19 protein-coding genes are annotated in these 26,998 nt (G+C 40.5%); 13 read left to right on the forward strand and 6 right to left on the reverse strand.

Features of this window, described 5'->3' with window-relative positions; genetic code table 11:
* Positions 1–210 precede the first annotated feature (210 nt).
* Entirely contained in the window at positions 211–1,428 is a 1,218-nt protein-coding gene (locus AC0SAP_RS03180; protein WP_473382897.1) for an aminotransferase-like domain-containing protein, read from the reverse strand.
* A 428-nt stretch (positions 1,429–1,856) separates the two neighbouring features.
* Here AC0SAP_RS03180 and recC point away from each other — a divergent pair, with 428 nt between their 5' ends.
* The 4 genes from recC (at position 1,857) to folD (ending at position 8,297) form a co-directional block, all read left to right on the forward strand.
* Positions 1,857–5,714 (forward strand): exodeoxyribonuclease V subunit gamma, encoded by a 3,858-nt coding sequence (gene recC, locus AC0SAP_RS03185; RefSeq protein ID WP_473382898.1) that lies wholly within the window; start codon positions 1,857–1,859, stop codon positions 5,712–5,714.
* Positions 5,704–6,273 carry a hypothetical protein gene (locus AC0SAP_RS03190; protein WP_473382900.1) on the forward strand — a complete coding sequence of 190 codons (570 nt, stop codon included), beginning with the start codon at positions 5,704–5,706 and terminating at the stop codon, positions 6,271–6,273. The genes recC and AC0SAP_RS03190 overlap by 11 nt, the downstream gene beginning before the upstream one ends.
* Before the next feature lie 142 nt (positions 6,274–6,415).
* Positions 6,416–7,273 (forward strand): RNase adapter RapZ, encoded by an 858-nt coding sequence (gene rapZ, locus AC0SAP_RS03195; protein WP_286480590.1) that lies wholly within the window; start codon positions 6,416–6,418, stop codon positions 7,271–7,273.
* 130 nt (positions 7,274–7,403) lie between these two features.
* The gene (folD, locus tag AC0SAP_RS03200) at positions 7,404–8,297 is read left to right on the forward strand and encodes a bifunctional methylenetetrahydrofolate dehydrogenase/methenyltetrahydrofolate cyclohydrolase FolD (protein WP_473382901.1); all 894 of its coding nucleotides are present in this window, start codon (positions 7,404–7,406) and stop codon (positions 8,295–8,297) included.
* A 532-nt stretch (positions 8,298–8,829) separates the two neighbouring features.
* On the opposite strand, the gene AC0SAP_RS03205 is transcribed toward folD, so the two are convergent.
* From AC0SAP_RS03205 to AC0SAP_RS03215, 3 genes are all read right to left on the reverse strand, one after another.
* Positions 8,830–9,867 carry an amidohydrolase family protein gene (locus AC0SAP_RS03205; protein WP_286480600.1) on the reverse strand — a complete coding sequence of 346 codons (1,038 nt, stop codon included), beginning with the start codon at positions 9,865–9,867 and terminating at the stop codon, positions 8,830–8,832.
* A gap of 194 nt (positions 9,868–10,061) precedes the next feature.
* Positions 10,062–10,223, reverse strand: coding sequence for a hypothetical protein (locus AC0SAP_RS03210; RefSeq protein ID WP_473382904.1), 162 nt, complete (start codon positions 10,221–10,223; stop codon positions 10,062–10,064).
* 123 nt (positions 10,224–10,346) lie between these two features.
* A complete protein-coding gene (locus AC0SAP_RS03215) occupies positions 10,347–11,219 on the reverse strand; it encodes an NAD(+)/NADH kinase (RefSeq protein WP_286480609.1) in 873 nt (290 codons plus the stop codon).
* A gap of 870 nt (positions 11,220–12,089) precedes the next feature.
* Between AC0SAP_RS03215 and AC0SAP_RS03220 the strand changes: the two genes are divergently transcribed.
* The 4 genes from AC0SAP_RS03220 (at position 12,090) to tilS (ending at position 18,481) form a co-directional block, all read left to right on the forward strand.
* Positions 12,090–13,508, forward strand: a complete 1,419-nt coding sequence (locus AC0SAP_RS03220; RefSeq protein WP_473382905.1) for a sodium:proton antiporter — start codon at positions 12,090–12,092, stop codon at positions 13,506–13,508.
* A gap of 148 nt (positions 13,509–13,656) precedes the next feature.
* A complete protein-coding gene (locus AC0SAP_RS03225; protein WP_109235834.1) occupies positions 13,657–14,877 on the forward strand; it encodes an aspartate kinase in 1,221 nt (406 codons plus the stop codon).
* A 424-nt stretch (positions 14,878–15,301) separates the two neighbouring features.
* Entirely contained in the window at positions 15,302–17,083 is a 1,782-nt protein-coding gene (locus AC0SAP_RS03230) for an autotransporter assembly complex protein TamA (RefSeq protein ID WP_286480622.1), read from the forward strand.
* 15 nt (positions 17,084–17,098) lie between these two features.
* A complete protein-coding gene (tilS, locus tag AC0SAP_RS03235) occupies positions 17,099–18,481 on the forward strand; it encodes a tRNA lysidine(34) synthetase TilS (protein WP_473382907.1) in 1,383 nt (460 codons plus the stop codon).
* 5 nt (positions 18,482–18,486) lie between these two features.
* Here tilS and AC0SAP_RS03240 read toward each other — a convergent pair whose 3' ends face one another.
* Positions 18,487–19,368 (reverse strand): MetQ/NlpA family ABC transporter substrate-binding protein, encoded by an 882-nt coding sequence (locus tag AC0SAP_RS03240; protein ID WP_473382908.1) that lies wholly within the window; start codon positions 19,366–19,368, stop codon positions 18,487–18,489.
* Between the two features lie 347 nt (positions 19,369–19,715).
* Here AC0SAP_RS03240 and AC0SAP_RS03245 point away from each other — a divergent pair, with 347 nt between their 5' ends.
* The 5 genes from AC0SAP_RS03245 to AC0SAP_RS03265 all read left to right on the forward strand — a co-directional run bounded on the left by AC0SAP_RS03245 (position 19,716) and on the right by AC0SAP_RS03265 (position 24,945).
* Positions 19,716–20,741, forward strand: coding sequence for a metal ABC transporter substrate-binding protein (locus AC0SAP_RS03245; protein ID WP_473382909.1), 1,026 nt, complete (start codon positions 19,716–19,718; stop codon positions 20,739–20,741).
* Positions 20,742–20,832: 91 nt separating this feature from the next.
* On the forward strand, positions 20,833–22,479 hold the full coding sequence (locus tag AC0SAP_RS03250) for a glutamine--tRNA ligase/YqeY domain fusion protein (protein WP_473382911.1): 1,647 nt from the start codon (positions 20,833–20,835) through the stop codon (positions 22,477–22,479).
* Between the two features lie 2 nt (positions 22,480–22,481).
* Positions 22,482–23,177: an ABC transporter permease gene (locus tag AC0SAP_RS03255; RefSeq protein WP_286480648.1), complete on the forward strand. Its 696-nt coding sequence runs from the start codon at positions 22,482–22,484 to the stop codon at positions 23,175–23,177.
* Positions 23,174–23,875, forward strand: coding sequence for an ABC transporter permease (locus AC0SAP_RS03260; protein ID WP_473382912.1), 702 nt, complete (start codon positions 23,174–23,176; stop codon positions 23,873–23,875). The genes AC0SAP_RS03255 and AC0SAP_RS03260 overlap by 4 nt, the downstream gene beginning before the upstream one ends.
* Positions 23,876–24,594: 719 nt before the next feature.
* Complete coding sequence (locus AC0SAP_RS03265; protein ID WP_286480656.1) at positions 24,595–24,945, forward strand: helix-turn-helix domain-containing protein; 351 nt, start codon at positions 24,595–24,597, stop codon at positions 24,943–24,945.
* Between the two features lie 115 nt (positions 24,946–25,060).
* On the opposite strand, the gene dnaG is transcribed toward AC0SAP_RS03265, so the two are convergent.
* Positions 25,061–26,803 (reverse strand): DNA primase, encoded by a 1,743-nt coding sequence (gene dnaG / locus AC0SAP_RS03270; RefSeq protein WP_473382914.1) that lies wholly within the window; start codon positions 26,801–26,803, stop codon positions 25,061–25,063.
* Between the last annotated feature and the right edge of the window lie 195 nt (positions 26,804–26,998).

Genomic DNA, 26,998 nt, shown 5'->3' on the forward strand with positions numbered 1-26,998 from the left:
TGCACCCTTATCTTTACGCTCGCAAGCTTAAGACAATCCCGAAAAATAGGGGGCAATTATAACATATCTATCATAGATCAAAGCGGACCAACATCTACCCCCATTGCGATAAGATAACCATGTTCAAAGAGAAAAGTAGAATTAGAGTCATAAAAAAGGCGAAAAAAAGGGCGAGATTAATCTCTCGCCCTCTCTTATCATTCGCTTCATCTATGCTTTTGCGATAGCCTCTTCATAATTTTTAAGCGCAATAGCAAGACGTTTACCCGCCTCTTCTGCGCTCTCTTCAGTCACCGTTGCAAATGAGAGACGCAATGTATTATCCTCCGGCGTTCCCACATAGAAAGCAGCTCCCGGCACAAAGACAACCTCTGCATCAATCGCATGCTTTAGAAGTTCAGTAGCACTCATTCCCTCCGGCAATTTAGCCCAAAGGAACATCCCACCGGTAGGGGCATCAAAAGAGATCTTGCCCTCTATATGCTTTTTTAAAGAGTCGATCAGATGCTGACAACGCTTCTGATATGCTTTAGAGATCTCTTTAATTCGCGGCTGAAGGCGACCACTTTTAAGATAGTTAGCCACAATAAGTTGCGATAAAACGGGCGTATGGAGATCCACCGATTGCTTACAGATCACAATTTTCTCTCTAATTTTGCGGCTCGTTACAATAAAGCCTAGACGGAGACCCGGTACTAAAACTTTAGAAAATGAAGAGAGATAGACAATATGCTCTTTCTCCTTCTCACTCTTTGCTAATGAGTAGATCGGCTTAGCCAGTTGATCAGTAAAACGGATCTCACCATAAGGATCATCTTCAAAGATGACAAAGTTATGCTCTACCGCTAACTTTAAGAGACGCTCTCGCTTCTCATCTGAGAGGGTTGAGCCGGTAGGATTAGCAAATGTAGGGACAATATAGAGTGCTTTAATCGGCCCCTTTTTAAGGCGTGCTTCTAACGCATCCACATTGAGTCCTTCAGGCCCCCCTTCAACATCTTCCACCGTTGCACCGGTTAACTTAAACCCTTGAATAGCTGCAAGATAGGTAGGACGCTCAACTAAAATCACATCGCCCTCATCAAGAAATGTTCGAGAGATCAGATCAAGTCCCTGTTGCGATCCGCTTGTTACAACAATCTCATCACATGCTGCATCGATCCCGCGATCTTCGATCAACTTAACAATCTCCTCTTGCAGAACGAGCTCCCCATCAGTTGTACTATATTGATAGGCGTTGACCTCTTTCGATTCGATCACTTCATTAAGAGCGGCATTAATCCCCTCCATATCGAACATATCTGCTGCCGGAATCCCCCCTGCAAGTGAGACAATATTAGGCATCTTGCTATATCGTAAAAGATCTCTCACTATTGAGCTCTGCGATCCTTGAATTCGCTTTGCAAATAAACTTTCGATTCCAGCCATAATCAGTTCCTACTCCTCAACTTTCTAATTTTCTAATCATTAATCGGATGGGGATGATTCTTCCACCCCCTCTTTCTACTACTAATGTAGCAGATCTATTATTATTACGTATAGCTATTACGTACAACTATAGGTATAGCGTTAATCGATTTTTTATTTTTAAAGAAGGTTTTTAAAGAAACGTATACCCCTTCTCCATATTTATCTCCTATCTCTTCCTGATTAAAAGATTTTGGGTAAAAATGAACTTCAAAAAAATGATATCCTTTAACGAGCGTAAGATAACGTTTCATTGATACTTTATTCACGTTTTACTAATGTTTTATTAACGCTTTATTAACGTTTTATTAAGTATCGATAGCTATCGATAGATAGTTAAAATTAAAATCATCGATTCATTCCAGCGATCATATGGGAGACCTCCTCTTATGAGTTTTCATCTCTACTACTCCAATCATCTCGATACATTGCAATATATTGCCGGCTATATCACAAAGGTCGATCCACAAGATTCCCCTTTTGACCGAGAATATTTTCTTGTACAGAACTTCGGGATGGCGCGGTGGATGCAGATTAAACTCGCCAAACAGCTAGGAATTTTAACTCAAGCTGAATTTCTCCTCCCCTCGAAGATGCTGATCAATCTCTTAGAGCGAATCTTCACCAAAGAGGAACTTGAAGCGCACCCCATAGAGCGCCTCTCAAAAGATGATCTCTTCTGGCCACTTGTGAAGATCTTGCAAGAAATTGTTGAAGATCCGGCAGTGGAGATTCATGAACAATATCAGCCCATACTGCAATATCTTGAAAAGTATCAGCAGCAATCTCCCTCCAACAAGATCCCCCCCAATATCGGCACCGATATCAGCATCGATATCAACTTTGAAAATGAGCGTGAAACTCACGAACAAAACCAATTCGACACCACATCTAAATCCCATCCGCTTAGTGATGGCATGAAACGTGCAATACTCCACCTCTCCGCTGAACTCGCTGCTATTTTTGATAAATATATTGTCTATCGTAGTCAATGGATCAATGCTTGGAGCCAAGGAGAACTTGCGCCTCCCTATTTTGATGAGTCACTTCCCCCAGCTCTTGAGAAGTGGCAAGCATCCCTCTTTGAGAGGCTCTACAATAGCTTAGGTAGACCACGTCATTTAGGGATGATGCACCCGCTGATTGAGCAGAAATTGGCAGACCCTTCTATCAAAGCTCACCTCCCTAAGCGAATCTTTATTATTGGGCTTAACTCTCTACCGCCCCTCTTCTTAGAGTTAATTGCTCAATTCTCTAAAGTGATCGATATCCATCTCTTTTTCAATAATCCCTCCCAATATTACTGGGGGGATTTGATTAAGGGAGAAGCGCCACAATTTAACTACTACAATTTTTTCACTCAACTTCAGAGCCAGATCGACCCACTCTCCCCTCATCTGCCGGTAAGTATCGATCAACTCGATGAACATTGGCAAAATAGCTATGGGCATCCGTTACTCGCTTCATTAGGAAAAGTCGGCCGCGATCATCTCCATCTTCTGCAACAATATGATGGAGCCTTAGAGCTCAATGTGACAGAGGCTTTTTCTGAACCGGAGGTGAAGCATCTTCTCTCGAAGATACAAAATGAGATCTATCATCTCCGCCCGCTGAGAGAGAGTGAGAAATTCCCTCTTACCCCAGATGATCGCTCTATCCAGCTTCATATTAACTACAGTCCAATGCGCGAGGTAGAAGCGCTCTATAACCAGATTCTCCGAGAGCTCGATCACAACCCTGATCTCTCTTTAGAAGAGATTGTAGTTATGACCCCCAATATTGAAGAGTATGCGCCCTTTATTGATGCTGTTTTTGGTAGCGCTCCTAAAGAGCGTCATCTACCCTACTCCATCTCCGATATCAGTCTTAAAGAGAGTGATACTATCTTCTCGGCACTTCTGCAGATCCTCACACTTCCTGAAAGTGCATTTAAAGCAAGCGACCTCTTAACACTACTCCAGTTGCCGGAGATTATGGAGAAATTCCAATTCTCAGAATCAGATATTGCACTCATCCAATTTTGGATTAGCGATGTCAATATTAAGCAAGCCATTGATGGCCTTCATCTAACAGAGGAGTTAGCGCTCCCTTACGATAATCAATTTGAGTGGGATATCAATACTTGGCGTTGGGGCTTACAGCGCATGCTTCTAGGCTATGGATCAACGCGCACTGCGTTTCTCTTTGAAAAAGTTAAAGAAGGGGAAAAAGGAGAAGGGGGGAGATTGGAAATTAGCGCTAGTGAGCTCAATGCCCCTCACTTTCAAAGCGCAAACCAGGCTCTACTTCCCTACCCTTATGTGGAGGGAAAAAATGCAGAAATATTAGGACGCCTCTGCCATCTCATCGATCAACTGATCGAAACAAGAGATGCTTTAATCGGAGAAAAGGGGGTTGCTGATTGGCTTCTTATCTTGCCGGAGATTTGGCAACGATTCTTTACACTCTCAACCACTAATCAAGATAAATTACACTTTACCCAAAAAATTTGGCACAACATCTTATCAGGTGCGCGTGCGCTTGATTACTCAACCCCACTTCCCCTCAATGCACTCGTTCCTCTTCTTGAACAAAAACTCCTTGAAGAGAAGCCCGAGCAGAACTTTATCCAGGGAAAGATCACCTTCTGCTCCTTTATTCCCATGCGAACAATCCCCTTTAAAATGGTCGCTATGATTGGAATGAATCAAGCTGATTTCCCTAAAACAGCCATTCACCATAGTTTTGATCTTATGCAATATCAGAGAATGCGAGGAGATCGCCAACGAAGTAGTGATGACCGCTATCTCTTCTTAGAAGCTATTCTCTCAGCTAAAGAGATTCTCTACCTCAGCTATATCGGTCGCTCAATTCAAGATAATAGCGAATGCTTCCCCTCTCTCTTGATTGATGAGTTGATGCGCTATATCGATCAGATCGCCATCACAGAGAATGGGATATCGCCGACAAAAAATATCACCTTTGAGCATCCTATGGCACCCTATAATGAGCAACTCTTCGATCCTCAATCCCCAATTCAAAGCTTTCAGAGTGAATGGTCTCTATCTCGTGATATTAAGAGTTTCTACCATGCTCCCTACTCATATCCGATGCTCTTAGAGAGTTACCAGAAATCGCAAGCATTGACACCATTGACTGAGATCTCACTCCACACGCTTATTAAGTTTTATCAAGATCCCACACAATACTTTGCCGAGCATCGTTTAACCATTCCCACCTACAACAGTAGAGCAAATAACATTGAAGATGATGAGATCTTCGCTATCCAAAATCATCTAGAACTCTATCAATTCAATCGTCGTGTCACAAATGATCTCCTACGTGAGGCGCTCTATCGTCCTCAAAATAGTGGTGCTTTGGAGACCGACTTCCTCTCTCAAATGGAACAGAATCTCTCCACTGACGATAACAGATCATCGACCTCCTTAATTCAATCTCTCTCAACTCGATCTTTAGCAGCTTTTGCCAAACAGCTCTTTAAGCGCTACCGACTAGAAGGATCTCTTCCCAAATTTGCTTATGGAGATCTACTTTGGGAGGAGAAACAGACACTTCCCCTACTACTTGCTTCCAAATTACTGAGCGTACAATATCCTTATGGACAATGGCGTAGTGAGCGCTATCAAAGAGGGATTACCCTCTATGGCCAACTTCCAGAATTAACCCCCGATGGACTTCTTATTATGTGGGATGTCGGTGAATTTAATGAACGACGCCGAATCGCAGCAGCCATTACTAATCTCTTTTTCCATGCCACAAAAGAGAGCGATCATCTCCATGAAAATCTCCTCTACTTCTCTAGAAAAGGAGATCTGATTGAAGAGCATCCGCTTCCCTACTATCCTCAAGCGGATGCCGCACAACTTCTCAATCATCTCATTGATGGCTTTCTCTATGGAATTAGCGCACCAATTCCCTACTACTATACTCAAGACTATAAGCCGGCATTCTCCCATCCATCATTTACCGAGATACTGGAAGCATTACAAGCTGATCTCCCCCATCTCTTGACCGAAGAGATCGAGAGCAATGAGCTCGCCCAAACTTTTGTAACACTTCTTCAAGATGAGCATTACATCAACTCGCTCCCCACCGCTACCAGAAACCTCTTAAATAGGGTAAAATCATCATTCACGATTCAATCATCCTTTGAGCGCCTATTTCCCGATAACGGAGCGAAAGAGATGCTCGCTTTCTTTCTTTTCTATTACCACTATCTTCGCGAGTTAGTCACCTATGAATCCTGATCAGCAGCTACTAAAAGAGACACAACATCCCACATCAAAATATGATTACGATGGGATCACCGGTGTTTGGCTTCTTATTCCTCCAAAATTTCATCTACTTATTTTAGCCGTTCTTCTCCCCCTTATTTTATGGGTCTTTCCCCATATCAATTTTAAAGGGAACTTTCGTTATATCTTTGCTGACTACCGCTACTATTTAGCTGGGGGAATCTCACTCTTTTTTATCGCCTCGGCACTCCTTAGCATTATGAAGGCAAAACAGGTCGGTGGAAAAGTACGTCCGACAAGTAATGTTGGTGCCCAAGTCATTCCTAAAAAAGTGACTCCTAAAAAGGGAAACAGTACCTCCAAAAGTGGGGAAAAGATTCGATCTAACCCTAAGTTAAGCGTTAAAAGTAGAAGATCTACGCCGGCAAAAACAACAGCGAGTCCTTCTCAAAAGAGTCAAGCCTCTCCCAAAGAGAATGTTGCTGCCGGAAGAAAACGGAGAGTGACACTTAAAAAGAGTAGTGATGAGGTTAAAAAAACCTCTAAAAGAGAAAGAACAGAGAAAGAATAGAGAAAGAGCAGAGTAAGATCGTCATTGATCACGAATCTATTGATCCATCTTATCACTGATACCTTTAACTATTGATTACCCAATATTACGATAATATTACGATAATGTTACGATGATTACGACGATAGGAGTCGACCCTATAATGCAAAAAATGATTATTATTAGCGGACTATCGGGATCAGGAAAATCGATTGCGCTACAGACCTTAGAAGATGAAGGTTTTTTCTGTATCGATAATCTTCCTATCACCTTTATCCCTCGTTTTTTAGAAGAGATTCAACAGAAGAATAATATCCGTAAACTCGCTATCGGCGTTGATGCTCGTAGTTTTCCAGAAGATCTCACCGAGGCAGAAGCTATTCTCGCTCTTATTGAGCAGAAAACAGCTGTCAGACCTCATATCCTCTTTCTAGAGACCAGTGATGAGATACTCATTAAACGTTATAGCCATACGCGCAGAAGACATCCTTTAACGACCTCCCAAATGACGTTAATTGAAGCGATTACCAATGAGCGGGAACTACTCTCTCCGCTTCGCGCGCAAGCTGATATTATCATTGATACCTCTCTTCTCAATGTCCATGAGCTCCGCGCTATTCTTACAGATCAACTCTTAGATAAGTCACAAAAAAAGCTCTCTATCTCCATTGTCTCATTTGGCTACCGAAATGGTATTCCGCTCGATGCTGATTTTGTCTTCGATGCCAGAATGTTAACCAATCCACACTGGGTACCGATACTCCGAGAATATACCGGGCTCGATCAGGAGATCGTCGATTTTTTTGCAAAAACGGATGATATCCAAGCCTTCTACCAAGATATTGAGGACTTCATCTTAAAATGGTTACCGGCATTTAAACAAGGAACTCGTTCCTATCTCACCATTGCGATTGGTTGCACCGGAGGGAAACACCGTTCAGTCTATCTAGCACAAAGGCTCTTTGAGAAATTACAAGAGGATGATCATGTCCTTGTAAAACATCGAGAAATCAATGGCTAACAACTAACTTGCAGATGACTTATATCCAATAGGAATATATCCAATAGGAATATATCCAATAGAAAATTTATCAAAAGCACCACACTCTTGACTACCTTTTCATATCATCCATTACAAGAAGGAATTGAACATGTCGCAACAAGCACAACTTATTGATGGAAAAGCATTTGCTGCTAATCTTCGTCAAACGATCGCCGAGCAGACAAAAGCAATCGAAGCACAACACAGTATTCGCCCAGGTTTAGCTGTCATTCTAGTCGGTGAAGATCCTGCAAGTCAGGTTTATGTGCGTAATAAAGAGAAGTTCGCCTTAGAGTGCGGTTTCAAATCTGAAACTTTTCGCCTTCCTGCTGAAACAACACAAGAAGAGCTCCTCACTTTGATTCGAAATCTTAACGAAGATCAGAGTATTCATGGCATTCTTGTCCAACTTCCACTACCAAAACACCTCAATGAGGAGGAGGTGCTTAACAGTATCAATCCCCTCAAAGATGTTGATGGATTCCACCCTGTAAATATAGGTCAACTCTCCATCGGCCAACCTTATCTTATTCCCTGCACCCCTTTAGGATCTCTCCTACTGTTACAAGATAAACTTGGAAAAGATCTTTCCGGCAAACATGCGGTGATTGTTGGACGCTCTAATATTGTTGGAAAGCCGATGATGCAACTTCTCCTCTCACAAAACTGTACTGTCACTATTGCGCACTCCCGCACGAAAGATGTCGCTGCGCTCTGCCGTGAAGCTGATATCGTTGTTGCAGCTGTTGGCGTTCCTAAATTGATCAAAGGCGATTGGATTAAAAAGGGAGCGACCGTCATCGATGTAGGAATCAATCGTATCGAAGAGAATGGGAAAACACGCCTCGTAGGCGATGTTGATTTTGATGAAGCGATCAAAAATGCCGCTTTTATTACCCCTGTTCCCGGCGGCGTGGGTCCTATGACAATTGCCTGTTTGTTGCGTAACACATTAACAGCAATGTGCCTACAAAATAAGATCGAAGATCCTAACAAGCTCTAATTTACAACTCCAAAACGCTATAAACTTAAGAATCGTATTAAAGATTAAAACTTAAAGATTAAAGATTAAAGATTAAAGTTTAAAGTTTAAAGTTTAAAGTTTAAAGTTTAGTGTCTAGAATTAGCGTTCACATGAGAGTTCAAATTAGAATCAGATAAATATCAAAACCTCTCCTATATCCCTCAACTCCATCTTCTTATAAAGGCGGAATATCGATATAGAGAGGTTTTTTATCGCCTCTACTATGACTTACGCGCCTATACTTCTCCACACCTACACCTCTTATAGAGATGCAGCTGATGAGAGGATAAAATCGTAATACCCTACAACTCTTTAGCTTCACTTTTTTAAGAGATAAAAAAATCCATAACAGCAGGATGAGCCACTGTTATGGAGAATGCGTTGCGATTTACTCAATCGCATCAGCTGAATGGAGAAGGCCTGTGATGACATGCCTTCCTATCCGATTTAAATCGGTATTGTTGTTATAACGATATTAAAAAAAGTGATATTCAGATTGATACTCTACTGATTAAACACGCGCATAAGGTTCTAAACCTAATGCCATACGACCATTCTTAGTTGCGATATTGATCGCCTCTTCAAGATCAGTGTAACGGCAACCTGTAATCAAGAGTTTTAACTCTTCCCACATATCGCCATCACTAAATGGCAACATGTAATCAGCGATATTATCTGTTCCAACCGCAACGGGAATACCTGCTTTTGCTAACTCATCTGCCGGCGTAATCGCATTACGCGTCGGTCCATGATCTTCACGACGTGGGCTATCGATCCAAGCAAAAGGACAAGCGATCACCATCATTTTTGCCTCTAACATCTTTTTGTAGAGCATTTGACGATACGCTTCATCATGCGCGGTAATAGAGATACTATGAATGGCGACGACACGCCCTTCCATTCCATGTTCGATCGTCTTATCGGCTACTAATTCAGTCTCTTTCTCCTCTTTTGAGTTGAATTGATCCACATGCACATGAACCATCTTTCCTTGAGATTTTGCCGTCTGTAATAAAACATCCATATGAACAGCATCCATCCCTTCACCATGATCTCGTAGATCTCGACGAGGTAAACCACCAATGATATCAACTTTTTCAGCCCCTTTATCAAACCAGTAGCGAGCCTCTTTATCAATAACACCTTTTAAAGTCTGATTGATCAGTTTAATCGTAACATCCCCTTCATAATTCTTTCTTGCACGAAGTGCTGCATTAATCGCGCGCTCTTCCACGATGGGGTCAACATCAATAAAACTTCCGACAGCAGTAACGCCCTGCTCAATCATCCGCTCAATCCCCATGGAGAATTGACGATAATAATCCTCTTCAGTCATGCTGGACTTAATACGGTCTAAGGTATCCCATTTTTCGATTAAAGTTTGTGTCTGGTAGACTTCAAACCCCTCATAATCGATAGTAAAAGCACGATCTCCATGCATATGAGCATTCACCCAACCACCATTTTCACGAATACTATTTAATAGATACGCCTTTAAGCTTCTGGTATCTGTATAAATGCGATGCTCTTTTGCCACTAATGTTGTCATGAAAATCTCCTTTCCTAAATGTTCTATAAAATTAGCAATGGCTACTCTTCTCTTCGCAAGCAGCCACAGCAATATGGTCTCGGCCGTTATGACGCTCTATCTCATCACCCGATTGAAGCTGATTCTTACTCTTCCAAGCTTCTTCACGCTTTTCTCAAGGCGAAAAAAAACCTCCATTGAAATAACGGAGGTTTTTAACAATTATTTTGAAGAATGGTTTTAAGATCGATGAAGCTGCTATTAATAAAATTGAATGAATTGCGTGGATTAAAAGGATTTAATGGAATAGAGATATGTGCGATCTGCACCATTCCAACCTCTGCCCTGTTATCCATTCGTCGCTTCATTAGCTTCATTGCCTTCCTCAAATTCATCTTCGTTCAAACAAACGAGTACATTCTAAGGGGTAAAAAAATAAAAGCAATCTTTTTTATAAACTTCTGCAACAACTTCCTAGCAACTACTTACAAAAAAACGCATTAACGCCGGATATTAGGATGATCACCCCAATTGAGCTTTTCCCTTAAAATGGAGAAGTAATGATAATTTTTAGAATGAAGGAGCGTCAAAGGATGAGAGGAGGGTTCAATCGTCAATCGCTCTCCATCAGAGAGGGATAAAAGCTCTTGCCCATCACAAGTGACATGAACATCCTCCCTCTCTCGATCACTCGTTACAACTTCAATTTCACAATCTGCTGGAATCACTAAAGGTCTATGGCTAAATGTATGGGGACAGATCGGCGATATAATAATCGCCGGCAATGTGGGATACATAATCGGTCCGCCAGTAGAGAGTGAGTAGGCAGTAGAACCTGTTGGCGTGGCGATAATCAATCCATCTGCACGATAAGTTGAGAGATAACGTTGATTAACATAAACATCGATCTCAATTAAACGTGAAAGCTCCGTTTTATGGATCACGACATCATTCATGGCATAAGATCTTAACTGTTGGTCGATCGATGCCTTTAATAAAAAACGCTCCTCATAAACAACATCACCTTCAAGAATCGTTCGAAGATGGGTGTGGAGCATCTGTTGATCAATATCAGTTAAGAACCCTAGTCGACCTAAATTGACACCTAAGATAGGAATATTGAGTTGATGCACTTTACGGGCAATTCCTAAAAAAGTTCCATCACCACCGAAAGCAATGATCAGATCACAAGTGGCAATCTCTTTAATCAATGCCGGCGGATAGCTGAGTCTATTACGATACTCAACATTATTGACCTCGATGGTTGTCCCACCACACGACTCAATCACCGCTTTTGTTCGTTGAACCGCTTTTTGAATCTCATCAGACTCTCGATTACTGAGGATTAGGGCGATTTTTTGAAATTTTCTCATATTTTGTGCTATTGTAATTTCATTTGATATTGAATTAATTATAGGGTTTATAGCATAGCATGATCGCTTATTCACTCTTAAGCTACAAATATATCTTACAAAGATATTTATATTTCTATCTAAGGTATATCTATCTAAGGCTAGAAATCCTCACTATCAAAAAAAGATAGGCACTAGTTTAATTCTATTCCAGAATTAACTCACTACCTCACTCAAAACAGTTGCGATCTACTCATACCAGAGTGGATCAGTCCTCTATTTTCAGTAAGTTAGTGAAGAATGCTTGCTTATCGATAAGACCAAAACCTATCTAAACTTCAGAGGTATTTGGATAACCGATCTTATAAAACAGATTTTTAACCCCATTTTCAACCCCACTTTTAACTTAAGAAATAGTTATATGAGTCAAAGGATTAAAGGGTGTTGCGGTCAACATCTATTTTTACTGCAATATCACTAGTATCCTTACTCAAAATCAGATAATCACGGCAATCAACAATATGCTCAACAGCTTGCCTCATTACTCCTAATCCATATGTAGAGATTTAAAAATTGAGAGATCATCATTAAAACATAGAGATCAAACATCGATACTACAAAACGACTACTTAGACAATACCGAAAAGAGCTATCGAATAACACGATCAATATGTAAAAAATAGAAGAGTTCTCACAAACAAATCTAACAAAAATAAGGAGCAAGGAAGCGCCCTCGGCAGAGGTGCTGATAAAGTTAGCAAAATGACGCGATTATCACTTTTTTAATGAAGTTAGGGATATAATTTAGGGATTAGAGATCATTACAAGATCATATCAATAAACGTATGAGCAGAAGTTCTCATCAACTACGCAATTATAATCGGAGGTAAAATGCGTAAAGCCCTTTTCTTTCTACTTATGAGCATGCTCCCCGGCATCGCTTTAGCGGGAGGCGAGCTCTCTTTTGATGGCCCAAGCCTCTCACCGCTCTGGTCTATTCCTTTTATCGGAATTATTCTCTCCATCGCTGTTCTTCCTCTCTTTGCCCCGAAACTATGGGATCATCATTATGGGAAAATTGTCTTTGGATGGACCCTCCTCTTCTTTATACCGCTGTTAGTAACATATGATATGAGTATTACAGCGAATATTTTTACACATGCATTAATTGAAGAGTATATCCCCTTTATCCTCTTGCTCCTTGTACTCTTTGCGGCATCAGGAGGCATTCATATCTCCGGCAACTTAGTGGCTAGCCCGAAATTTAACGTTTCGATCTTAGCTATCGGGACTGTTTTAGCGTCAGTGATGGGAACAACAGGGGCGGCGATGTTACTTATTCGCCCTATTCTCTCAGCGAATAGAAATCGTAAACATCGGATGCATATTCCGATCTTCTTTATCTTTCTTGTTGCGAATATCGGAGGCGGTTTAACGCCGCTTGGGGATCCACCGCTCTTTTTAGGTTTCTTAAATGGGGTTGATTTCTTCTGGACATTGCAACATATGTTCTTCCCTGTCTTAATCTTCTCACTTATTTTATTAGGACTCTTCTATCTTATTGATAGTTATTACTTCAAAAAAGAGAAGATCGCTCCTTCAGATGAGAAGACAACGGTCGTTATTGTTGGAAAGCAGAACTTTTTGATCATCTTAGGGGTTCTAGTCGGTATTATTATCTCCGGCATCTGGATTCCTGGCATCTCATGGGAGATCTTTGGGGTTGATGTACATCTAGAGAATGTTCTTCGTGACCTCTTCTTTATCTTCTTAACGATTGTCTCTCTGAAAATTACCTCAGACAAAGTTCGCAAAGATAACAACTTCAATTGGCATCCGATTATTGAAGTCGCTAAGATCTTTGCCGGTATCTTCCTAACTATTGTTCCTGTTATTACCATTTTAGAAGCAGGTAAAAATGGTGCATTTGGTTCAGTAGTAGATATTACCCATACCAGTGATGGTGAGCCGATTAATGTGATCTACTTCTGGGTAACAACTGTATTATCTGCATTTTTAGATAATGCACCGACCTATCTTGTCTTCTTCAAGATGGCAGGCGCTCAAGCACCTGAAGGTGTCGCTGCTGCTGATTTCTTAATGAATGGCATCCCGGCAACCCTACTTGCTATCTCGATGGGTACCGTATTTACAGGACCATTAACCTATATCGGTAATGCGCCTAACTTTATGGTTAAATCGATGGCAGAACAGGAAGGTATTAAAATGCCTTCATTCTTCGGATACTTCTTCATTGCAATAATTGTTTTAGTTCCGATCTATATTCTGCTCAATTTCATCTTCCTCTAATAGCGGATTAATCCCCCATTAGAAGTTGTGAGATTTATCGAAAAAGCGCTAGATTTTCTAGCGCTTTCTTGTAATATTTATAGGTCGATCTCTTAATCGTATCGTCCTCTAATCACCGTACTTATAATAATAAGGCAGGATAAAATAAATGACTCTGTTAGTACAAAAATATGGCGGCAGCTCAGTGGCAAATATTGAACGCATTCAGAATGTTGCCCGCCGTATTCAAAAACATCATAACGAAGGCCACCAAATGGTTGTTGTTCTCTCGGCGATGTCCGGAGAGACCGATCGACTTTTAGAGTTAGCGCATGCAATTACCAAACGCCCTAACCCAAGAGAGATGGATGCCCTTGTTTCAACAGGTGAGCAAGTGAGTATCTCTCTCCTCTCTATTGCACTTGAAGCGATGGGGATTAAGGCAAAATCATACAACGGTGATCAAGCTCGAATCCTAACAGACCAAGCACATACCAAAGCGCGTATTAAAAATATCGATACCTCAGCGATCGAAGCTGATCTTGCTGCTGGATATGTTGTGGTTGTTGCAGGATTCCAAGGGGTCACGGAAGATGGCTCTGTAACTACTTTAGGTCGTGGTGGCTCAGATACGACAGCCGTTGCACTTGCCGCTAGTCTAAAAGCGACCGAGTGCCAAATCTTTACCGATGTTGATGGTGTCTATACCACCGATCCACGTATTGAGCCTAAAGCGAAAAAGTTAGATAAAATCGCTTTTGAAGAGATGTTAGAGCTCTCTAGCTTAGGCTCAAAAGTATTGCAAATTCGCTCTGTTGAGCTTGCCGCTAAAAACAAAGTTCCTATTCGCGTACTCTCCTCTTTAGCTGAAGGGGGCGAGGGAACACTTATTACTACAGAAAAGGATATTGACATGGAAGCAGCCATTATCTCAGGTGTTGCAACGAGTAAGAATGAAGCAAAAATTACAGTTTTAGGGGTTCCTGATCAACCTGGAATTGCATTTAATATTCTCGAGCAGATTAGTGACGCTAATATTGAGGTCGATATGATTGTGCAAAATATCTCTCAAGATGGCACAACTGATTTCACCTTCACTATCAATGAAGTGGATTTTGATAAAGCGCTTGAAATTACAGAGAGATCTGCAAAAGAGATGGGAGCACGTAAAGTTCTTGGCGACAAAGATATCGTTAAAGTCTCTCTTGTTGGCTTAGGAATGCGCTCTCATGCCGGTGTTGCAAGTCTCATGTTTAAAACACTTGCTAATGAAAAGATCAATATCAAAATGATCTCTACCTCAGAAATTAAGGTTTCTGTAGTGATTGATAGTAAATATCATGAGTTAGCCGTCAGAGCGCTTCATGAGGCATTCAAGTTAGACGAATAATACAAATAGAGAAAGCCCCATCACTCTCACAGATCACCCTAATAATAGAGTTGATGGAGATAATTAAGTAGTACTATTGTAAGTAGTACCATTGCGATCCCTCAAGGAGATTCTTTCAAGAGTTGCCGTTTGCGGTTATACTTTAAAGAGTCTCTTTGGGGGATACTGCTTTTATCACAAGAAAACCTTAATGAGATAATCAACTGATACAGATAATTTACAGCTAATTACAGCTAACAATACAACTGATAATTGACCAATCAAAAACTTACAATCAAATTTAAGTATTGATCTTTACCATTAGCCTTTACCATTAAATCTTTACCATTGACCTTAGAGTCGATCTTTACAATTAATTTTTATCATGGGTCTTAAATTTTAAGATTCACACTATGACACTTAAGAGTTATAGCGACGCTATTTTATGAAAAAAACAAAACTGTTTGCTCTTCTTCTCTGCCTCTTCTCCCTCTCGACGCTCGCCTTTGCCGAACGAAAAATGGTGGTGAAAATAGAGGGAATTGATAATAAAAAAGCATTAACGAATGCTCAAAATGCCACGGCTATTTATGCCCTTAATGATAAGGACGCGCCCCCTGATCTTCGTATCGAATGGCTCTATCAGGAAGGAATTAATCAAATTGCAGATGCCCTGCAACCTTATGGCTACTATCGCGCAAAGATCGATGCTGATCTGCTTTATCAAAAAGATCAGGTCACTGTGACTTACCATGTCAATCTAGGTCCACAAATCCCCATCAGCTCCCTTATACTCGAAGTAACAGATCTCGACAAGATCAAAGAGAGAGATACCCCTGAAGCTGAAAAAGAGTATCAAGCTTTTGAAAAGATTATTACTGGAACCAAAATGAAGGTAGGGGCACCTCTGAACCATACGCAGTATGAATCGACTAAGAGTAAGCTCTCAGAAAAAGCATCAGCCCTTGGCTATTTTGATGCTTACTATCCTCATCATCAATTATTGGTGAATCTTATCACCTATCAAGCAGATATCGATCTTGTGATGGCTTTAGGTCCTCGCTACCATTTTGGTCATACCACATTTCATCAAGAATATTTTGCGACGGAATTTTTAGATCGTTTTCTCCATAATATGCGCTCACAAAATGATTATAGCGACCAAAAACTGGTTCAATTGCAATCGACATTTAATGAATCAGATTATTTTGAAGATGTCGTCATTGTGCCACGTACAAATTTTGAGACAAAAGAGGTTCCGCTCGATATCTATCTTCGTCCACGAAAACAACGTACGCTCTCACTCGGTGTCGGTTACTCTTCCGATATCGGTCTAAAAGCGATGGCAGGACTCAATTGGCACTATATCAATCGTTATGGACATAAACTCTTTACCAATCTTCTCTGGGCACAAAAGAGACGTGATGCAATGATCAACTATCAGATCCCAGGAAGTCATCCCGTACAAGACCGCTATAACATCTTCTTCAACTACAATTTTGAAGATACCTCCACAAAAGATTACACCACCTATCTTGTGGGAGGCTCTAAAGAGCGAGTACGAGATCAATATATGTATGGCTTCTCCCTCCATTATCAATATGACCGTTTTAGAGATATTGAAGGAGTACGCCAAAATAGTAAGCTCTTAATCCCCACCATCTATGGTGAGTGGAAAAGCTCTCCTAATCTTCCTTTTGATCAATTTGGTTTTAAAATTGAAGGTCGCGTAAGAGGAACTGTCAAAAATGTTGCCGCTGATATGAGCTTTTTACAGACAAGTGCTATTTTGCACACCTATCTACCAATCACTGATACCGATCGTTTTGTTTTAAGAGCCGGTGCCGGTTATACCAAGATTCGCGATAAGGATCTGCGTAAACTACCACCGAGCCTCCGATTCTATACCGGCGGTGATAACACTGTTCGAGGCTATAAATATGATGGTATTGGTGAGAAAGGTTATAACGGCGATATCTATGGTGGAAAAAAGATGGTCCTAGCGAGTGTCGAATATGAGCATAAAATCACGCCAAGCTTTGCAATCGTCGGCTTTGTAGATGCCGGTGATGCTTATAATGATAAGGTCAATCTAAAATATGGTGCCGGAACCGGTATTCGCTGGTATTCCCCGATTGGTGCTGTTCGACTCGATATTGCTCATGGTTTTAATAAAGAGTTTGGCGAAACCGTTAAACTTCACCTCAATATTGGCACGGATCTATAAGTGGAGAGTGATTAAATGCAAAAGCAGAGTCCCCTACCAAAATGGTATTTTGATATCTTCAACCGCTATCGGGAGAGACTTCAACAGAAAGAGGCTCTCTACTTAGCCCTCAGTGCCGGTGTTGACTCCAATACCCTACTCCATTGGCTCTATACATTTAGAGCGGAACTTCCCCCGATCTATACAATTCATGTTAATCATAATTGGCATGAGAATTACTCCCATCTTTGGGCAAATTTTGCGCGCCAACGTGCAGAATTTTATGGTTTTACCCACTACCACTATGAAGCTTACTTCAATTTAGAGACGCAATCGGGGCTCGAAGCAGCCGGTAGAGAGATGCGCTATATTAAATTTGCAGAGACAATGAAACCCAACTCCCTTCTCTGCGTTGCTCACCATCGCTCGGATCAAGCAGAAACCTTGATGCAACGACTTCTTCGAAGTTCTGGAACAAGAGGTCTTGGCGCTATGAGGGACTTTAATACCGTTCGCTTTGGCACTTATGATATCGATCTTTTTCGTCCCTTTCTCTCCATCTCTAAAAAAGAGCTCTATGAGACTGCGATAAAACTCAATCTCCCTTGGCTAGAAGATTATACCAATCATGAAACCGATGATATGGAGCGCAATATTATTCGAAATGATCTCTTCAAACGGATGGAGAGTACCTTTCCACAATATGAGGAGGCGTTCTATCAAGTCACGCAATTTATGCAAGAGGCGGATGATCTGCTCTTAGAACTTGCGATGATTGATCTTCAAAAGATTACTCAAAAAAATAGTATAAAAGGGGGATTAGAGAAGAAGAACATTTCCCAACTTCACCTTCCCTCTTTAAAAGAGTTGAGCTTAGCTCGACAAAAAAATCTGCTACAGGCTTGGCTTCGCCCCTATAATCTTATCTTCTCTCAACGTCAACTTACTGAATTTATAAGGGTCTTTCTTGAGGGAGCCCCAACCCATCAGACTCGTTTTGAGCTCGATCCCTATGTCATACTCTATTTCCAAGATTACCTCTATCTAGAAGAGAAATCAGAGATCTTATCCTCCTTTAAATCCTTTCAACTCACTCCGAGTAGCAATGCGCCGAGTCGCCATTTTTGGCAACAATTTTCAGCTGATGATCTTCTCCTCGAGAAACGAAAAGGTGGTGAACGCTTTCACCCGCTCTATCGGGATCGCAGTCAACAATTAAAAAAATTACTACAAGAGGCAAAAATCCCTGTTTGGGAGCGGGATCATTGTTGGTTGCTCAAAATAAGAGAGAGTGGGGAGATTTTATGGGTCAACCATCTGGGTTTTGCTAAATCGCTAGAGAATGAGATCAAAGAAGAGGGGTTAGCGCCGGCATTAATCGCGACAATCCCCGCTTCAGATAACTCATCATCAAAATAGAGCGATTAATCAGCGATTAACTCAGGGGGCAATAACCAGTAGTGATCTTCATTATTTGCCTCCATATAACGCTTAAACTCAGGAGATTGGTAAGCGGCAATAATCGCCTTTGCCCAATCACTATCACGATTTTTATCTAAAACAACAACTTGAAGGTAGAGATCCTCCAAAAGATCCTCTTGGAGCAATACTTTGCTAGCATCCATCTGACCAAGCCAGACTATGCTCCCCGGAATCACAGCAAAATCTGCATCATCCAAGACTCGAGGGATAAGATGGGAATCAACCTCTTTAATATTTAAATGATAAGGGTTTGCGACAATATCATTCCGAGTTGCCGCCATCAAATTAATATCTGGTGCTAAGGTGATCCATCCAGCCTTTGCTAATAGACCATAAGCTCTTGCAGCATTCGATGCATCTTGTGGGATTAAAATCGTCATCCCTTCATTAATATCGATTAATTGTTGATGACGATTTGAAAAGATCCCAGCAGGAACCGTTGGAATCTTCGCTAAAGCCACAAGGTTCGTACCACGCTGCTCATTAAAAACCTTCATATATCCGGCATGCTGTGCAACCACTACATCTACAGCATCTTCTAACATTGCAATATTAGACTCTATTAATGCCGAAAAATTGATGCGCTTAATGGTATAACCTTCTGCTTCAAGTATCGGAGCAATTGCCGCGTCAAAGAGCTCATTATAGGGTCCTGGAGATACACCCATCACAATCTCATTCTCCCGATGATCTGCGCTACAGCCAACTAACCCCAGAGTCAAAATTCCCACAAGAGCCCCTGCAAGAAAGGGTTTTCGTAATAGGACTAATATCTTTTTTAAAGCAACAATACTCTTCCCGTTCTGATTTATATTGCGTACCACCTCACAACACTCCTTCTAGAAAACTTAATTTATATGTTTTATATACTTTACAAGTAGAAGTGTAACTTAATTTAGTTATATTGCAAAATAAAATTGTAGAATAAAGTCGCTATTGAAATGACTATTGAGATCGATATTGGAAATTTGATACTTAAAGCTGTCACTTCAACTTTTACCCCTTTAAAACATCTCTTAGATAATAATTTTAAGCAATAAATAGCATTTAACTATTGACAAGCACGCTATCATATTAAATAGGCCTATCAAAAGGTCACTACAAAGAGTGCTCGATCCTTTCGATCGACTCTCAAGGAAACATTTAAAACTATTATTTGAGGATATCGACAATGAAACGTCTCTTAATAAGTGCTATAGGCGCACTTCTATTTCCACTCTCCATCTCACTGGCAGAACCCTTAAAAGTGGTGACTAGCTTCTCTATTTTGGAAAATTTCGCCCAAAATATCGGCCAAGAAAAGATTGATGTTGAAAGCATCATCAAGGCAGATCAAGATGCCCACAGCTTTGAACCAACCCCCAAAGATATTATTAAAATTCAGAATGCTGATGTGGTGATACTCAATGGTGTAGAGTTTGATAGCTGGCTCAATAAAATTTTAGAAGCTAATCGCTATGAAGGCATTATTGTCGATGCAAGTCATAATATCCCTCTCCTACCTTATCATGAGGATGAGAATCATCATGATCACGGTCATGATCACGACCACGACCACGACCACGACCACGACCACGACCACGACCACGACCACGACCACGACCACGACCACGACCACGACCACGACCATCATCATGGTGAGTTTGATCCCCATATTTGGCAAGATCCTAAAAATGTCATCATTATGACTGAAAATATTCGTAACGGCTTAACGCTTGCGCAACCTGAATCAGAAGCCTATTTTGAAAATAACTTCGAAGCCTATAAACGTGAGTTAGAAGCACTTAATAACTATGCGATTCATCTACTTAAGCCCATCGATCATAATGGTAAGTTGATGGTTCTTCACGATAGCTTTGGATACCTTGCGAAAGCCTATGATCTACACTTTGTCGCTATCTCAAACCTCAACCCTCTTGCTGAACCTTCGGCAAAGAGAATGTCTGAACTCTATCAGCTTGTTAAAAAAGAGAATATCCGTGCAATTTTTAGTGAAAATATCGCCCCTTCCCGTTTTATTAAGACCTTAGCAAAAGATCTTAACTTACAAGATGGTGGCATTCTCTACTCTGATGCTTTAACAACGACACCACCTGCAAATGATTATATCGGTCTCTTTAAACACAATATCGATCAAATCACCGCAGTGCTCGAAGATTCTGCCCCTATGAAAGAGAAAGATTCGAGCAAGGAATAGACGTTTAAATAATCGAAATATAGGGATAAATGTGCTACTATCTTAGCCATTTGATCCACTATTATTTACCAAAGCAGAGGCAACTAGAACTATGTCTGAAAATATTGTTCGCACTAACTTTATTCGTCAAATTATCGATAAAGATTTAGAGAGCGGAAAATACCAGCGTCCATCGGATATTCATACACGTTTCCCACCGGAACCAAATGGCTATCTGCATATTGGGCATGCAAAATCTATCTGCCTCAACTTTGGCATTGCGAGAGATTATGGCGGTCGCTGTAATCTCCGCTTTGATGATACTAACCCGACAAAAGAGGAGATCGAATATGTTGAAGCGATCAAAAAAGATGTCGAATGGTTAGGATTTAAGTGGGATGATCTCTTCTATGCATCGGACTACTTTGAAAAATTCTACGAAGCGGCCATACACCTTATCAAAAAAGGGTTAGCCTATGTTGATGATAGTAGCGCTGAAGAGATTCGCCAAATGCGCGGTACCTTAACAGAGCCCGGCATTAACTCCCCCTATCGAGAACGCTCTATTGAAGAGAATCTCGATCTCTTTGCGCGCATGCGTGCAGGGGAATTTGAAGATGGCGCCAAGGTCTTACGCGCTAAGATCGATATGGCATCTCCTAATATGAATCTACGAGATCCCGCACTCTACCGTATTCGTCACGAAACTCATCACCAAACAGGGGATAAGTGGTGCATCTATCCAATGTATGACTTTGCACATGCCTTAAGTGATGCCATTGAGGGTATTACCCACTCGATCTGTACATTAGAATTTGAAGATCATCGCCCACTCTATGATTGGTGCGTTGAAAATACTGATATGCCCCATACACCAAGACAGTATGAGTTTTCACGTCTTAATATCGAATATAACGTGATGTCAAAACGTCTTTTAACACAACTAGTAGCCACCGGAATTGTCGATGGCTGGAATGATCCTCGTATGCCGACTATTTCAGGTCTTCGTCGTCGTGGGTGCCCACCAGAAGCGCTCCGTCTCTTCTGCGATCGTATTGGGGTTACAAAATCAGAAAATATGATTGAACTGCAACAATTGAGTCAATCGATGCGAGATGTACTCAATGAGATGGCTGATCGTCGCATGGCAGTTCTCGATCCGTTAAAAGTGACCCTCACTAATCTCCCTCATGATGAATTATTGGAGATTGCTAATCATCCTCAAGATGAGAGTCGTGGGACACGTAACATTAACTTTAGCAATACACTCTATATTGATCGCGCTGACTTTAAAGAAGAAGCTAATAAGAAATATAAACGTCTTGTTCTCGACGGTTATGTTCGTCTCCGTGGTGCCTATATCATCAAAGCAACCGAAGTAATTAAGGATGAGAATGGGAAGATTGTAGAAGTTATTGCTGAAATTGTTCCAGGATCACTCGGAAAGAATGTCGAAGGCGTTAAAGCCCGTGGTGTTATTCAATGGGTCTCTGCTAAGGATGCCATCGATATTACCATTCATAACTATGATGTTCTCTTTACAGAGAAAAATCCTCAAGGAATGCCGGGAGATATGCTTGACTATCTCAACAAAGACTCCCTGACCGTCGTCTATGGTAAAGGGGAGCCGGCATTAGCAGATGCGCCGATAGAGCAAGCCTATCAATTTGAACGTATTGGTTACTATGCTCGCGATTCTAAAGCAGAAGGATTAGTCTTCAATCGGGTTGTCGAACTGAAAGATAGCTTTGGAGAATAAGTTTGAGTGAGATAATCAAATATAGCCCCTCACTCCTTGAGGGGTTTTTCATCACTATTGCCCTCGGTCTGCTCTCCTTTATTATCGCCGTAATATTGGGATTTGGTTCCGCTTTACTTGCGCTTAGCAAGCATCGCTTATTGCGGTCGATTTCAAAGATCTATACCACAATGATTCGTGGCATTCCGGATATTGTGCTTATCTTCTTAATCTTTTTTGGATTACAGGAGTTGATGAACCAATTAACAGAGCTTCTTAATCTTAGCCCGATCTTTCTCGATCCTTTTGTATCGGGGATTATTACTATTGGCTTGATCTTTGGGGCATTTATTTCAGAGACATTTCGAGGTGCCTTAATGTCTGTTCCGAAAGGGCAATTTGAATCATCTATTGCGCTTGGAATGTCAAAACCCCACTTCTATCGCCGAATCATCTTTCCTCAAGCGATGCGTTTTGCCTTGCCGGGGTTAAGCAATAACTGGTTAGTGATGTTAAAGACAACTGCGCTTGTCTCTCTTATCGGATTACATGATCTTGTCTTTATCGCAAACAACGCAGGTAAAGCAACACGTCTCTCCTTCGATTTCTATCTTGTTACAGCGTTAGGTTTTTTACTCTTAACATCGGCATCCATTCTGATTATCAAATATCTAGAGCGCCACTATAGTACAGGATTTAATAACGAGGTATCACTATGATGGATGCATTAGATGCTATTCTTCCGGAATTGCCCGACCTACTACCCGCCGTTTGGCTAACGATTAAGCTGACTGTTATTGCCTCTCTTTTAGGGCTACTCTTTGCCGTTCCTCTCTCTATTTTAGCGCTCTCTAAAAATCGTTTTATTACGCTTCCGATTGAGCTCTTTAGCTACTTTTTTAGAGGAACCCCTCTGCTTGTTCAGATCTACCTTATCTACTTTGGATTAGGCCAATTTGAAGCAGTACGCAATAGTGGCTGGCTTTGGGATCATGTCTTAACCGATGCTTATAAATGTGCATTAATTGCCTTTACACTCAATACATGTGCTTACACTATAGAGATCTTCAAAGGTGCATTAAAACAGACGCCTAAAGGCGAAATCGAAGCCGGCATCGCATTTGGCATGAGTAAGTTTACCCTCTTTCGCCGAATTATCTTCCCTTCTGGGTTTAGACGCGCACTGCCTGCTTATAGTAATGAAGTGATCTTTATGCTCCATGGAACGGCACAAGCATCGGTCTTAACACTGATCGATATCTTAGGCTGGGCGCGCCGCGTCTATAGCATCACCTATTCCCCCTTCATTCCATTTCTTATTGCGGCAATCGTCTACCTGTTGCTTACCTTTGTTCTGGTTGCAATTTTTAGATATTGTGAAAAACGTTGGTTATCACATCTAAAACCAACCTTCTAGTAGTTTGGACAATTAGCAAAAAATTATTGGTTATAATTGCAAATATAGAGGTCGAATAAACTCCAATAAGAATCGATAAATCCCCTAAGAACCTATTATCTAACTAACAGGAGACTTAGGGGATATTTTATTGTCAGGAGACTCAATAAAATCGATCTGTACCTATAATGAAATATCATAATTCTATCTTAATTGTGACAGGGCACATAGAACCACAAATAATGAAATTTATCGGGGTCTTAATTTGGATTTTATATTTTATCCTATCTGCCGTTTTTTCGATAAATTCCCACGTGATGCCAAGCTTCATTATCTTAGGGATTGCGGCCCTTTAATTTGATACTTTAAACTTCTATAAGTTACTTTAAAAAAAATAAGATTTAATCCCCTTTCCTCACCTAAGTGATTAGAATAAAAAAGAAAAAGTATGTAAATATTTAAAATTTCAAATATTACTATCCTAACCTATTGATAATAGAAATTTCGTTTAGGGGAATAGATTCAACTATCGTTTTTATATTTAAAATGAGGTTTTCTTTTAAAAGTATTTGTAATTATTTCACATAAAAATCAAATTATAAAAACACAAGCTGAGTGTTAATATAAAATTAGTATGCTGTTAGACTTATTGATAATATTACCACTTGTAAAGAATTGTTTTAAATATCAAAGAACCACTATACCTAATATTTTACGCATACTTCTAAAGGAAAATAAAATTGGATCACTTATTAGAATCTTTTGGACAAAGACTAAAGTCTGAGCGCGTCAAACTGTCGATGACTCAATCAGAATTAGCTAAAGAACTTAATATATCGCAAATGTCTATTAGTCTTTATGAGGCGAATAAATCTATCCCTAATTTAAAGTTTTTATACTCTCTTTACCCCTTAGGTTTCAATGTTGAATACCTAATGTTTGGGGAAAATGGGCTTAATCAAGATAGAAACTTTAATTTACGCTCTCATTATAAAAAAATCGCTACTGCTTTAGATTTTTTAGAACAAAGACTAGACACCAATATTTCAACGGAAACAAAAATAGAGCTAATAGACTTTCTTTTAAATTAAAAATAATTAGACTTATAATAAATTACTCTATGGGATAACAAGGTAGCTAGTTGCAACTAAAAATAATAATAAAAACTCTTTATCATATTAAAATAATTAATGCATTCTATTAAAACTAACCTAAAGGGTTTTTTAAAAGTACTAGCTCATCCTCAGTTAAGGGCTCACTATTTTGTAATTTTGCCAAGACCTTTTTAAGTGGGCTCTCACCTCTTGTTAATTGCCTGAGAAGATCTTTTAACTCACTCTCTTGCAACTTTTCTGAGATTAAAAGCTCTTGTGTAGCCAGATTTCGGAGCCAATCACTCCATGGCTCATCTTGAAAATGTAAAATGAGCTGCGCCGCACTCTCAAGATGCGGGTAATCTTGAATGGCCGTGATAATTTCATAAAGATGGTTCTGCTCTAAATCATCGCTTTCAAGTAGAAAATGCATTCCTTGAAGAGTTCGTCCTAATGCCGGGTTAGTTAAAAGCAGAATAACAATTCGCTCAATTAGAGAGAGTCCTGCACTAAAATCAACATGTCGGCGCTGGGGCGTACGTCTCCCCTCTCTAACGTAACGATTCAATATTCCCGCCGAAAGATTCGCTCTTCGACCAAGTTCTGCTCGCAAAAAATCCCGAAGCGGGATATCGCGCATACTATTAATTTTTTCACCAACATTCTCTAAAAATTGGGAGCGCCCTTCAAAAGAGCCCATATTGACCTCTCGCTCTGCAGCATCAAAGAGGAATTTAGAGAGAGGTTCAGCTTCTTTAATCAACTGTAAAAAGGCTTCTGTCCCACTTTTTTGGACATAACTATCGGGATCTTCATTATCTGGTAGAAAGAGAAATGAGATCTCTTTACCTGCAGCAATCACCGGCAAGGCTTCATTCATCGCTTTATGTGCAGCAGCAATACCAGCTCGATCGCCATCAAAACAGAAGACTAAACGAGATGTATAGCGCAAGAGAAGCTCGATCTGCCGTGATGCAATTGCGGTTCCTAATGTTGCAACAGCATTCCCAATCCCATAATGAGAGAGCATAATGACATCCATATAACCTTCAACAACTATAATCTCCTCATAATCACGCTGATACTTGCGCAACTCATAAAGACCATACACCTCCTCTCCTTTATGAAAAATAGGAGTTTCGGGTGAGTTGAGATATTTAGGCTCTCCCTGATCTAAAATTCGCCCACCAAAACCGATCGTCTCACCCCGCCGATTGCGAATAGGAAACATGATTCGATCTCGAAAACGATCATAGCGTCGCTGATTTTCTGACTCACTCAAGAGTCCTGCTTCTAAAAGAAGCGACTCCGAAATCCCCTCTCGCATAAGGGCTGTCATTAAATTATTCCAACCGACCGGCGCAAATCCTATTGCAAACTTTTTTGCATCTTCACCTGTTAAACCTCTTTTTTGAAGGTATTGGATCGCTCTTTCTGCACCATCCCCCTCTTTAAGAGCTTGTTGATAGAAGGATTGGGCTAGCTCCATAATCTCAAGCAGCCCTCTCTCTCGTTTAATTACCTCTTTGGGTCTTGTGTTACGCTTCTCATAAGGAACTTCTAAACCCTCAATCTGCGCAAGAACTTCAACTGCTTCAACAAACTCTAATCGCTCATATTCCATCAAGAAATCTAAAACACTACCACTCGCATTACAACCAAAACAGTAGTAGAACTGCTTGGGCTCACTCACTGTGAATGAAGGGGTCTTTTCATCATGAAAAGGGCAGCAAGCCTTATAATTACTACCTGCTCGCTTCAATGGAACGCGTTGATTAATCACACTGACAATATCTGCCCTTGCAACTAATTGATCGATAAAATCTCGAGGAATAAACCCTTTACCACGACTCATACTTATCATTCCCTCTGAAGCAACTAGAAATCCAATATTCTAATAGATCCAATAAACTTATAAATCCTGTATAAACCCTGTATAAATGCTGCATCCTTACGGATCTAATGCGGATCTAATCGGATCTAAATGATCATTAACAAAAAGCAATCTACTCCAATAATACAGTAGATTGCTCTCAATAAAATAGATAGG

The sequence above is a fragment of the Ignatzschineria sp. PL_is040 genome (assembly GCF_055813795.1).

Excerpts from the sequence above, each read along its gene's own strand:
- AC0SAP_RS03205 (WP_286480600.1), bottom strand. The coding sequence starts at position 9,867 with ATGACAACATTAGTGGCAAAAGAGCATCGCATTTATACAGATACCAGA.
- AC0SAP_RS03220 (WP_473382905.1), top strand. The coding sequence starts at position 12,090 with ATGCGTAAAGCCCTTTTCTTTCTACTTATGAGCATGCTCCCCGGCATC.
- AC0SAP_RS03245 (WP_473382909.1), top strand. The coding sequence starts at position 19,716 with ATGAAACGTCTCTTAATAAGTGCTATAGGCGCACTTCTATTTCCACTC.
- AC0SAP_RS03190 (WP_473382900.1), top strand. The coding sequence starts at position 5,704 with ATGAATCCTGATCAGCAGCTACTAAAAGAGACACAACATCCCACATCA.
- dnaG (WP_473382914.1), bottom strand. The coding sequence starts at position 26,803 with ATGAGTCGTGGTAAAGGGTTTATTCCTCGAGATTTTATCGATCAATTA.
- rapZ (WP_286480590.1), top strand. The coding sequence starts at position 6,416 with ATGCAAAAAATGATTATTATTAGCGGACTATCGGGATCAGGAAAATCG.
- AC0SAP_RS03180 (WP_473382897.1), bottom strand. The coding sequence starts at position 1,428 with ATGGCTGGAATCGAAAGTTTATTTGCAAAGCGAATTCAAGGATCGCAG.
- AC0SAP_RS03260 (WP_473382912.1), top strand. The coding sequence starts at position 23,174 with ATGATGGATGCATTAGATGCTATTCTTCCGGAATTGCCCGACCTACTA.
- AC0SAP_RS03215 (WP_286480609.1), bottom strand. The coding sequence starts at position 11,219 with ATGAGAAAATTTCAAAAAATCGCCCTAATCCTCAGTAATCGAGAGTCT.
- tilS (WP_473382907.1), top strand. The coding sequence starts at position 17,099 with ATGCAAAAGCAGAGTCCCCTACCAAAATGGTATTTTGATATCTTCAAC.
- AC0SAP_RS03230 (WP_286480622.1), top strand. The coding sequence starts at position 15,302 with ATGAAAAAAACAAAACTGTTTGCTCTTCTTCTCTGCCTCTTCTCCCTC.
- recC (WP_473382898.1), top strand. The coding sequence starts at position 1,857 with ATGAGTTTTCATCTCTACTACTCCAATCATCTCGATACATTGCAATAT.
- AC0SAP_RS03250 (WP_473382911.1), top strand. The coding sequence starts at position 20,833 with ATGTCTGAAAATATTGTTCGCACTAACTTTATTCGTCAAATTATCGAT.
- folD (WP_473382901.1), top strand. The coding sequence starts at position 7,404 with ATGTCGCAACAAGCACAACTTATTGATGGAAAAGCATTTGCTGCTAAT.
- AC0SAP_RS03225 (WP_109235834.1), top strand. The coding sequence starts at position 13,657 with ATGACTCTGTTAGTACAAAAATATGGCGGCAGCTCAGTGGCAAATATT.
- AC0SAP_RS03210 (WP_473382904.1), bottom strand. The coding sequence starts at position 10,223 with ATGAAGCTAATGAAGCGACGAATGGATAACAGGGCAGAGGTTGGAATG.